Annotated in this window: 2 protein-coding genes; both read right to left on the bottom strand. The window is 39.8% G+C overall.

What is annotated here, in order from left to right; all coding sequences use genetic code 11:
• Positions 1-4 precede the first annotated feature (4 nt).
• Entirely contained in the window at positions 5-916 is a 912-nt protein-coding gene (locus HYN56_RS08610) for a PorP/SprF family type IX secretion system membrane protein (RefSeq protein ID WP_109191801.1), read from the bottom strand.
• Between the two features lie 47 nt (positions 917-963).
• Positions 964-11,868 carry an Ig-like domain-containing protein gene (locus tag HYN56_RS08605; protein WP_109191800.1) on the bottom strand — a complete coding sequence of 3,635 codons (10,905 nt, stop codon included), beginning with the start codon at positions 11,866-11,868 and terminating at the stop codon, positions 964-966.
• Positions 11,869-12,198 lie beyond the last annotated feature (330 nt).

Raw genomic sequence — 12,198 nt, 5'->3', positions numbered from 1 at the left:
TTAATTAGAAGAATCTTGGAGATATCATTTTATTATAATTATTGAAAAACTCAAAACGAAGGAAAATTTCATGTGATCCTGAATTGTATTTTCTCAATCTGGTAGTTTCATGATCGTAACCGTAACCGATGTACATTCCTTTTGTTACCTGAAAACCAGCCATTGCACTAACTGAAGCACTCCAACGATAAGCAAGTCCCAAAACAAATTTGTCATTGAACATAAAATTTCCGGAAACGTCCACCTGAAGAGGCGCTCCTTCTACCATTTTAGTCATCAGGGCAGGTTTGAACTTAATGTATTCTAAACGATCCAGATTAAATACATAACCGGCAATTAAGTAGTAATTGATTCTGTCTTTAAAAATTGCAGTATCATCAGAATTATAACGATCGGTTTCAATAAAGTTTGGAACAGATAATCCTATATAAGCCCGGTCTGAATGAAAATAAAGTCCTGCTCCAACGTTTGGCGAAAATCTGTTTTTTAGACTTTGAAATTGTGGATCGTCCTGATCTTCTGTCGTCAATTTATTAATATCGATATTGAAAAGATTTGCCGTTCCTTTTATACCAAAAGACAAATTCCAGGTTGCCGAAGTTGGTATGGTATAAGACAGATCAGCTGATAATGTATTTTCTGTAGTAGGTCCGATTTTGTCGTTTACCAAAGAAACACCAAGCCCTAAATCACTATTACTTAAAGGCGTATTAACAGAAAATGTACTGGTTTGAGGTGCCCCTTCTAAACCAACCCATTGGGTACGATACAATCCAAAAACGCTCATTACACCACGTGTACCTGCGTAAGCTGGATTGACTTCGATTGTGTTGTACATGTATTGTGTAAACTGAGCATCTTGCTGAGCATGAGACACAATCGAAAAAAACATAAAAATTAAAATTAACTTTTTCATTTAGTAAGCTTTAAAACGGCTTAGCTTACACTAATCCGTAATCTATTTTATTTATTAATGTACAAGTACCCTGATTTCTGTTGTGGAGCGTTAGCATTGTCTTTGTATTTCAAAATATAGAAATAGGTACCCACTGGCAGACCTTCTGTTTGTTTGATAGTCGAACGTCCATTAGAATATCCTCTAAACGCTTTATCATTATTATTATACTGATCTATACTGAAAACCAGAACTCCCCAACGGTTGTAAATCTCAACTGTATTATCCGGATAACATTCAATTCCTCTAATGTAGAATCTCTCGTTTTTACCATCTCCATTTGGAGAGAAAGCTTTTAATACTTCAATTGTACATCCGTCTAAATTGATTACAGTTGGATTATCTCCGCTGTTAGTTGAATCATCTGACTTATCTTCTACAACAACTCCTCTTACACTGCTTCCTTTTGCAATTGCCTGATTAGTCACAGACTTTTTGTTAATATCATCCTGAGTTATTTTATAAACTGCAATGAAATTAGTTTCGTTTGAAGCATTTACAGCTAAATCAATTGCTTGTCCTGAAACTACTACGCCTGGCAATGGATCGTTTATTGTAATTCCTGTAAGCGGCACATTTCCTGTATTGGTTACTGTAAATTTGTACGTAATTGTTTCACCTGCATTTGCAAAACCGTCCTTGTTTTCGTCATTTAATGTTGCTGTTTTAATAACTGCAATTGCTGGTACTTCAACAAAAACAGTCAGTACAGCTGTTGAACAATTTGATGGATCTGCTTTTTCGCAAACCTGATACGTTATTGTATACGTTTTTCCAAGTGTGTTTGGTTTTACACTTACAGTTCCATCCGCATTCCACTCAAAATAGTTGTCAGTTGTTAAAGGCTTCACGATAACATCTGCCGGATTAATTGGCTGTCCGTTTATCAGGTCATTTGCTAAAACATTTACAAACTCTAAGTCTCCATTAATTCCGTCAACACTAATATTAGTATCATCAACTAAAGTGATCTTATTTGGTGCTGGAGGTTCCGGATTAGTAGGATCCACACTGTTAACTACCGTAACTTTAACTAATGCCGACTGACTACAGTTTGAGGTATTTGCAGCTTCACAGATTTGATATGTTACGTTGTAAACTCCATTTGGTGTATTTGGAGCAATGCTCACCGTTCCGTCTGCGTTTAGTGTTACATTTGGATTCGTTACTACAGTTGTTAAAACAACATCTGATGCATTTGGTCTCACTCCGTTTAAAAGGTCGTTTGCAAAAATGTTAATTGTTGCATTCATTCCTTTTTTCACGTCAATTGGCCCATCTTCATCATTATTTGCAATGATTGTATTCAATATTGGTGCTTTAACCGTCACTTTTACAACATTTGTGCTGCAATTTGAGGTATTTAACTTATCGCAAATTGAGTATGTTAATTCATAATCTCCTGCCGGTGCATTCGGAGCTAATATTGCATTTCCATTTGCATCCAGTGTTAAATAACCTTTTGAATCAGGAACAGTTGTTGTTAGAATTACATCTGATGGTACTAAAGCATTTCCATCTTTAGTATCATTTGCAAAAACATTAATTAGTGTTTGAGGCGTATTAATACCAACTGCTGATGGCACTGAATCTAAATTAGCCACAAGATTACTTTCTACCGTAATTCTAACTGTATTTGAACTACAGTTATCTGAATTCAATTTCTCACAGATTGTATAAGTCAATTCGTAGTCACCAGCCGGGGCGTTTGCTCCTAAACTAACTGTACCGTCTGGATTAACTGTTAAATATCCTTTTGGATCCGGCATTGATATTGTCAGATTTACATCTGATGGATTTAACGCAGTACCGTTTTTAGTATCATTTGTAAAAATGTTAACTCCTAAATTCTGTGTCGTATTAGATACTTTAACAGATGGAATAGTATCTGCATTTGCTATCAATGTTCCATTATTAACTGCCACTTTTGAAATCGCAGTATCACAGTTTGAAGGATTTGTATTTTCGCAAATACTGTATTCTACATTGTAAATTCCTGAAGGCGTGTTAACCGCTACAGTTACTGTTCCGTTTGCATTTAATGTTAATCCTGCCGGAACATTTATTGGTGTTAATTTTACCTGACCATCTAATGTACCGATTACAGCAGGACTTCCGTTCAATGTATCATTTTCAATCACTGAACTTGTAGTTGTTCCTCCAATACTTCCAATGATAGAAGGTGTTAAAGTTTCTCCTACTGCATCAATTATTAGAGTATTTACTGTTACTCTTACTGTGTTTGAACTGCAGTTGTCAGGATTTAACTTCTCACAAATTGTATAAGTAAGTTCGTAATCTCCTACTGGTGCATTTGCTCCTAAAGTAACGTTTCCGTCAGAATCAACTGTTAAGTATCCTTTTGAATCTGGTTTTGAAACTGTCAATGTTACATCTGAAGGACTTAAAGGCTGACCATTTTTAGTATCATTTGTAAAAATATTAACTCCTAAATTCTTTCCTGTATTTGACGGTGTAACAGAAGGTATATCATCTGAGTTTGCAACCAATACTCCATTATTTACTGCCACTTTTGAAATTGCGTCATCACAGTTTGAAGGATTCGTAATCTCACAAATTCGGTATGCTACATCGTAAACTCCTGATGGCGTATTCTCAGCTACAGTTACAGTTCCGTCTGCATTTAATGTTAATCCCGCCGGAACATTTACTGCTGTTAGTTTTACCTGACCAGCAAGTGTTCCAATAACAACAGGACTTCCGTTTAATGTATCGTTTCCAATTACAGAGTCTGCAGTTGTTCCTCCAATGCTTCCATTAATAGATGGACTCAATGTTTCTCCAACTGCATCAATAACAGGCGCTTTCACTGTTACCTTAACAGTATTTGATTTACAGTTGTCTGTATTCAGTTTTTCGCAGATGGTATAAGTTAGTTCGTAATCCCCTGCCGGTGCGTTAGCTCCAAGAGTTACTGTTCCGTCAGGATTCAATACCAAATATCCTTTTGGATCCGGTGTTGATTCTGTCAATATTACATCTGCAGGATTTAGTTTTACTCCGTTTTTAGTATCATTGTCCAGAACATTTACTCCTAATGTTTGTGGAGTATTTGATCCTGTTACTGATGCTACTGTATCCGGGTTGGCCACTAAATCTCCTGCTGTAACCGGTACAACTGAAGTCACCGTATCACAGTTTCCTGAATTGTTGTTGTCGCAGATTCTGTATTCTACATTGTAATTTCCTTTTGGAGTATTTGGAGCAACCGTGATTGTTCCGTTCGCATTCAATGTCAATCCTGTTGGTAATGTGCCAACAATACTGATAGTTACTTCTCCAGGATTAGTTCCTACAACAAATGATTTTCCGTCAAGGGTATCGTTTGTTGTTAATGAAGCTGTTGTTCCTCCTGTATTTCCGTTGATCGATACTGTTGTTTCTGTAACGGCATCGATAGTCGGCGCTTTCACTGTCACAGTAACTGTATTTGATTTACAGTTGTCTGTATTCAGTTTTTCACAGATGGTATAAGTCAGTTCATAATCTCCTGCCGGTGCGTTAGCTCCAAGAGTTACTGTTCCGTCAGGGTTCAATACCAAATATCCTTTTGGATCCGGTGTTGATTCTGTCAATATTACATCTGCAGGATTTAATTTTACTCCGTTTTTAGTATCATTATCCAGAACGTTTACTCCTAATGTTTGCGGAATATTTGATCCTGTAACTGATGCTACGGTATCCGGATTGGCCACTAAATCTCCTGCTGTAACTGGTATAACTGAAATTACTGAAGAACAGTTTACTGGATTAGCACCAACTTCACAAATAGTATATTCCACATTATAATTTGCTGCAGGTGTATTTGGAGCAACTGTGATTGTTCCATTAGCATTTAAGGTTAATCCTGTTGGTAATGTACCAACAATACTAATGCTTACTTGTCCAGAATTACTTCCTATACTAACTGGATTTTCATTTAAAGTATCATTCGTCGTTAATGCTATAGTTGTTCCACCTATACTTCCATTAATAGCAGTCGTTGTTTCTTTAACCGCTTTTATTTCATTCACAACATCAACTGTAGCTGTTGCTGTTTTACAATTCGTTGTATTCAGTTCGCAGATTTCATAAACAATGCTGTAGCTTCCACTTGGTGCATTGGCTGCAAGAGTAACCACTCCCGCTGCATCCACACTCAGTACACCGTCTGTTTTTGGCGTTACCGTAGTGTTGTCTGCTGTAACGGCAACTCCGTTTAAGGTATCATTTGTTTTTACGTTTCCAACAGTTACTGCTGTCGCGCCTGATGTTTTGGTTCCGAATGGATCTGCATTGGCAACCAATGTGTTTGCAACATCAACGGTAGCCGTAGCTGTTTTGCAGTTGGTTGCATTCAGTTCGCAGATTTGATAAACAATACTGTAGCTTCCGCTTGGTGCATTGGCCACAAGAGTAACCACTCCCGCTGCATCCACACTCAGTACACCGTCTGTTTTTGGCGTTACCGTAGTGTTGTCCGCTGTAACGGCAACTCCGTTTAAGGTATCATTTGTTTTTACGTTTCCAACAGTTACTGCTGTCGCGCCTGATGTTTTGGTTCCGAATGGATCTGCATTGGCAACCAGTCCGTTTACAACATCAACGGTAGCTGTTGCTGTTTTACAATTCGTTGTATTCAGTTCGCAGATTTCATAAACAATACTGTAGCTTCCGCTTGGTGCATTGGCTGCAAGAGTAACCACTCCCGCTGCATCCACACTCAGTACGCCGTCTGTTTTTGGTGTTACCGTAGTGTTGTCCGCCGTAACGGCAACTCCGTTTAAGGTATCATTTGTTTTTACGTTTCCAACAGTTACTGCTGTCGCGCCTGATGTTTTGGTTCCGAATGGATCTGCATTGGCAACCAGTCCGTTTACGACATCAACTGTGGCGGTAGCCGTTTTACAATTGGTTGTGTTCAGTTCACAGATTGTGTATTCAATGCTGTAGCTTCCGCTTGGTGCATTGGCTGCAAGAGTAACTACTCCCGCTGCATCCACACTCAGTACGCCGTCTGTTTTTGGCGTTACCGTAGTGTTGTCCGCTGTAACGGCAACTTCGTTTAAGGTATCATTTGTTTTTACGTTTCCAACAGTTACTGCTGCTGCGCCTGATGTTTTGTTTCCGAATGGATCTGCATTGGCAACCAGTCCGTTTACAACATCAACGGTAGCCGTAGCCGTTTTACAATTGGTTGTATTTAGCTCACAGATTTCATAAACAATGCTGTAGCTTCCACTTGGTGCATTGGCTGCAAGAGTAACCACTCCCGCTGCATCCACACTCAGTACACCGTCTGTTTTTGGCGTTACCGTAGTGTTGTCTGCTGTAACGGCAACTCCGTTTAAGGTATCATTTGTTTTTACGTTTCCAACAGTTACTGCTGTCGCGCCTGATGTTTTGGTTCCGAATGGATCTGCATTGGCAACCAGTCCGTTTACGACATCAACTGTGGCGGTAGCCGTTTTACAATTGGTTGTGTTCAGTTCACAGATTGTGTATTCAATGCTGTAGCTTCCGCTTGGTGCATTGGCTGCAAGAGTAACTACTCCCGCTGCATCCACACTCAGTACGCCGTCTGTTTTTGGCGTTACCGTAGTGTTGTCCGCTGTAACGGCAACTCCGTTTAAGGTATCATTTGTTTTTACGTTTCCAACAGTTACCGTTGTCGCGCCTGATGTTTTGGTTCCGAATGGATCTGCATTGGCAACCAGTCCGTTTACAACATCAACGGTAGCCGTAGCCGTTTTAAAATTGGTTGTATTTAGCTCACAGATTTCATAAACAATGCTGTAGCTTCCACTTGGTGCATTGGCTGCAAGAGTAACCACTCCCGCTGCATCCACACTCAGTACACCGTCTGTTTTTGGCGTTACCGTAGTGTTGTCCGCTGTAACGGCAACTCCGTTTAAGGTATCATTTGTTTTTACGTTTCCAACAGTTACTGCTGTCGCGCCTGATGTTTTGGTTCCGAATGGATCTGCATTGGCAACCAATGTGTTTGCAACATCAACGGTAGCCGTAGCTGTTTTGCAGTTGGTTGTATTCAGTTCGCAGATTTGATAAACAATACTGTAGCTTCCGCTTGGTGCATTGGCCGCAAGAGTAACCACTCCCGCTGCATCCACACTCAGTACACCGTCTGTTTTTGGCGTTACCGTAGTGTTGTCTGCTGTAACGGCAACTCCGTTTAAGGTATCATTTGTTTTTACGTTTCCAACAGTTACTGCTGTCGCGCCTGATGTTTTGGTTCCGAATGGATCTGCATTGGCAACCAGTCCGTTTACAACATCAACGGTAGCCGTAGCCGTTTTACAATTGGTTGTGTTCAGTTCACAGATTGTGTATTCAATGCTGTAGCTTCCGCTTGGTGCATTGGCTGCAAGAGTAACTACTCCCGCTGCATCCACACTCAGTACACCGTCTGTTTTTGGCGTTACCGTAGTGTTGTCCGCTGTAACGGCAACTCCGTTTAAGGTATCATTTGTTTTTACGTTTCCAACAGTTACTGCTGTCGCGCCTGATGTTTTGGTTCCGAATGGATCTGCATTGGCAACCAGTCCGTTTACAACATCAACGGTAGCCGTAGCCGTTTTACAATTGGTTGTATTTAGCTCACAGATTTCATAAACAATGCTGTAGCTTCCACTTGGTGCATTGGCTGCAAGAGTAACCACTCCCGCTGCATCCACACTCAGTACACCGTCTGTTTTTGGCGTTACCGTAGTGTTGTCCGCTGTAACGGCAACTCCGTTTAAGGTATCATTTGTTTTTACGTTTCCAACAGTTACCGTTGTCGCGCCTGATGTTTTGGTTCCGAATGGATCTGCATTGGCACATAGAATTGAATTAATTCCAACTTCATCAGAAATCTCAGAAGCACAACTATTTAAAGTTGCTGTTACTTTATAAATTCCTTTTGTTGCAGTAACAACCCCTGTAGCCTTATTTAGTGTTGCTCCATTTGGACTTATTGTATAAGTATAAGAAGAATTATAATTTGTAATTGTAAAGTTTCCTGTAAATATACTACAAGTAGGCTGATTTATAGAACCTAATATAGGTTTTACCGGATTTGTTGTTATTGTTACCGATACCGATGCTCTTGTACTCTCACATCCGTTTGAACTCTGGCTTACGTAATAGGTTCCTGTTGCCAAAACCGTAGTACCTGCAAGGGCAGAACCACCTGTTGAAGCCGAATACCATTTATAAGATGCTCCAAGGGAAGCCAAATCTGCAATCGTTTTGTTTTCTGATGAACAGAAAGTCTGTGCTGCAACCGTCGGTGCCGATGGTGTAGCATTTACCGTTACCGATACCGATGCTCTTGTACTCTCACATCCGCTTGAGGTCTGGCTTACATAATAGGTTCCTGTCGCCAAAACCGTAGTACCTGCAAGGGCAGAACCACCTGTTGAGGCCGAATACCATTTATAAGATGCTCCAAGGGAAGCCAAATCTGCAATCGTTTTGTTTTCTGATGAACAGAAAGTCTGTGCTGCAACCGTCGGTGCCGATGGTGTAGCATTTACCGTTACCGATACCGATGCTCTTGTACTCTCACATCCGCTTGAGGTCTGGCTTACATAATAGGTTCCTGTCGCCAAAACCGTAGTACCTGCAAGGGCAGAACCACCTGTTGAGGCCGAATACCATTTATAAGATGCTCCAAGGGAAGCCAAATCTGCAATCGTTTTGTTTTCTGATGAACAGAAAGTCTGTGCTGCAACCGTCGGTGCCGATGGTGTAGCATTTACCGTTACCGATACCGATGCTCTTGTACTCTCACATCCGCTTGAGATCTGGCTTACATAATAGGTTCCTGTCGCCAAAACCGTAGTACCTGCAAGGGCAGAGCCACCTGTTGAGGCCGAATACCATTTATAAGATGCTCCAAGGGAAGCCAAATCTGCAATCGTTTTGTTTTCTGATGAACAGAAAGTCTGTGCTGCAACCGTCGGTGCCGATGGTGTAGCATTTACCGTTACCGATACCGATGCTCTTGTACTCTCACATCCGCTTGAGGTCTGGCTTACATAATAGGTTCCTGTCGCCAAAACCGTAGTACCTGCAAGGGCAGAGCCACCTGTTGAGGCCGAATACCATTTATAAGATGCTCCAAGGGAAGCCAAATCTGCAATCGTTTTGTTTTCTGATGAACAGAAAGTCTGTGCTGCAACCGTCGGTGCCGATGGTGTAGCATTTACCGTTACCGATACCGATGCTCTTGTACTCTCACATCCGCTTGAGGTCTGGCTTACATAATAGGTTCCTGTCGCCAAAACCGTAGTACCTGCAAGGGCAGAACCACCTGTTGAGGCCGAATACCATTTATAAGATGCTCCAAGGGAAGCCAAATCTGCAATCGTTTTGTTTTCTGATGAACAGAAAGTCTGTGCTGCAACCGTCGGTGCCGATGGTGTCGGGTTTACCGTTACCGATAACGACGCAGATTGAGCACTTGTACAGGTTCCATTATTAGTAGTAACCGTATATGAACCAGTCGCCGTTGCTGCGTATGTTTTGTTAGTTTCACCTGTAATGGCAACTCCGTCTTTATACCACTGGTGCCCTGACGATGCTGATGATGTCAGTACAACACTGCCACCTGAACAGAATGTTGTTGCTCCGCCTGCTGAGATCGAAGGTGCTGCAGGTAATGGATTTACCATAACTGTACCAGTAACCGATAGCGCACGATTACAAGTCCCATTACTAACATTTGTTAGATTTAAAGTAGAATTGGCAGTTACATTTGATATTGTAACTGTAGCCTTTCCATCAGTTCCTATTGTAGTGGTTCCAGAAGCAGCTCCTGTATAAGTAACAACATTTCCTTGCGTCCCTGATATTGTAAAAATAGCATTCGAGCCTGAACATACAGGACTATTTGTACTAAGTGTAGCTGCAACTGGTAAAGCATTGGCTGTTACTGTCGCTGTAGCAGTATTATTACCTGTAGGATCATCCACATTAGATGATGTAATTGTTGCTGTATTGGCATAAGTTCCAGAATCTTTAACTGTTCCAGTTATCGTAAGAACGGCACTTGCTCCACTATCTAGACCAGAAATCGTCCAAACTCCAGTACTGCTGTCATAAGTAGTTCCAGTTGGAGCTACTGAAGAAACATAAGTATACCCTGAAGGAAGTTTATCTGTTACTGAAACACCTTCTGCGTTGGATGGCCCTAAATTTTTAGCCGTTACAGTAAAAACAACATTTGATCCAACACACTGGCTGGAAACATTCACCTTATTTTCCACTGCAACATCACTACAAAGCGTAACTGTAATAGGAGTAGATTGCGAACTAACACCACAAGACAATGTTGATGTTACAGTATAAGTTCCTGTTTTAGTAACTGTTATAGAATTTAAAACTTGCCCTGAAATAACTGTACCATTATAACGCCACACATATGGTGCAAAACCAGGATCTGTAGTTAATGTCGCTGATTGTTTTAGACAACCAGCTACCCCAATATAAGTTTCTTTGGGAGCTGAGGGCTGTTGTGCAAAATTCGAGAAAAATGCAGCCATAGAATATCCATCTCCCTGCTGTGCTATGGAAACGGTTAGTTTTGCAGAACTATTAAGAGAAATTGTATTAGGATTCCCTATTTTATCTCTATTAAAATCAATTATATACCAACCTGTGTTACCTAACTGACGTCGAGTAGTCTGCATCGTGGTCTCTAAATTAGCCGAATTTAGAAAAACAGTAGCCGTTTGGCTTTGCAATAATACATAACCAAAATAATCTAATGAAGCATTATTATATCCTTTAAAAGTCGAGGTTTCTACAAAAACAGATCCTCCGCAAGCCGATACGGGAGCAATTGTCGAAACATCAACTTCACACTTATCTGCCGTACCTGAATAAACTGCAACGTTGTTATTTGCTACAATTCTTGAAGCAGAAAGCTGTGTACCTGCAATTCCGTTTTGAAAAGTATGAAATCCACCTGCATTAAGGTTTACTGTTACTGGCGTTCCTACTTCATTACCATTCGTAGCATTGTAAGTATTTATCGTTACTACAGTATTATCTCTGGTTGCGACAATAGTTGTTTGCTCTGCAACATCATTACCTTTTCCTCTTTCAAGAAAATATTCCTTACCTAAAACAGATGTTGGAGGTAGTTGATCAAAAGTTCCATCTCCACAAGCTAAAGGTGTATCTATTCTTACTCCTGTATTCATTACAACTGGTCCAGATGATTCAACTAAAGAACCAATTGCTGCATTAAATAAATAACTTTGTCCAGCTCCTAATGTTGTTATTACACTTCCATTTAATTTTACTTGTGTATTATTATTAATAGCCATTACACTATAGAAAGGTTTATCCTGATCAGTTGATCCAACATTCCTATAATACCCCACTCTAAATTCTACACCAATGCCAGCATCACCAAAACTAGTTAATGAGGCATTTCCCTTAATATGAGAATCTCCACCTTGTCCAATAGCATCGGATGCAATATTTCTTAAATTTACAGAAATAGCTCCGCTATTAGTAGTACTTGTAACTATTATACCTCTATCATTATAAACAGTACCAGCACTATTATAAGTTAAAGCGGCAGTATTAGGATCTCCAACAAATCTATAAACTGCAGGAGCTCCTTTTACAGTAGTAAGAGAAGATGAACTAATTGTTGTACCATCTTTTGTCAAACTTACAGCACTACCGTCACTTTTTGTTATAGTAAAAGTAACAGGGCTTGTAGAATTAGTAGCAATAACAATTTCATTTGCCCTACTAAAATATTGCCATGGTGCTGGAGCAATATAATGTTTCGTAAAAAACTGAGCTGAAGCATTATAATTAATGAATAACAAAGAAAAAACAAGAAAAATTAGTCTAAAAAATTTAGACTGATTAAAAGTAAAGTTACGCATAGACAACTTGAGTTTGTGGAACAGAGATATAAGACACTGAAAAACTGATGATAGTTTTTAGCATATAAGTGAAATACGAAAAATTGTCAAAATTGGATTTTGTTTGGCTGAAAAAAGTTTTTTCAACTCCGCAATAGTAAAGTTTTACCATAAGTCTTTCATAGCACAAGACAGATCTAAATAGTCGTCTCAGGATTAAATTAGTAGTTTTGGAGCTACGAAAGTATAGGAAAGACTAGGTTTCCGACGATATTAGTCGATAAAATGCAAAGAAAGTCGTCAAACAACATAATTTAACAAGTGTTCATAACTTTGTGATGTTAAAAACGT

Source organism: Flavobacterium crocinum (genome assembly GCF_003122385.1).
GTDB classification, from domain to species: domain Bacteria; phylum Bacteroidota; class Bacteroidia; order Flavobacteriales; family Flavobacteriaceae; genus Flavobacterium; species Flavobacterium crocinum.
This window is presented reverse-complemented; position numbering and strand designations above follow the sequence as displayed.

What these genes read in the sequence shown, in the direction of transcription:
- HYN56_RS08610 (WP_109191801.1), bottom strand. Translation starts at nt 916, where the DNA reads ATGAAAAAGTTAATTTTAATTTTTATGTTTTTTTCGATTGTGTCTCAT.
- HYN56_RS08605 (WP_109191800.1), bottom strand. Translation starts at nt 11,868, where the DNA reads ATGCGTAACTTTACTTTTAATCAGTCTAAATTTTTTAGACTAATTTTT.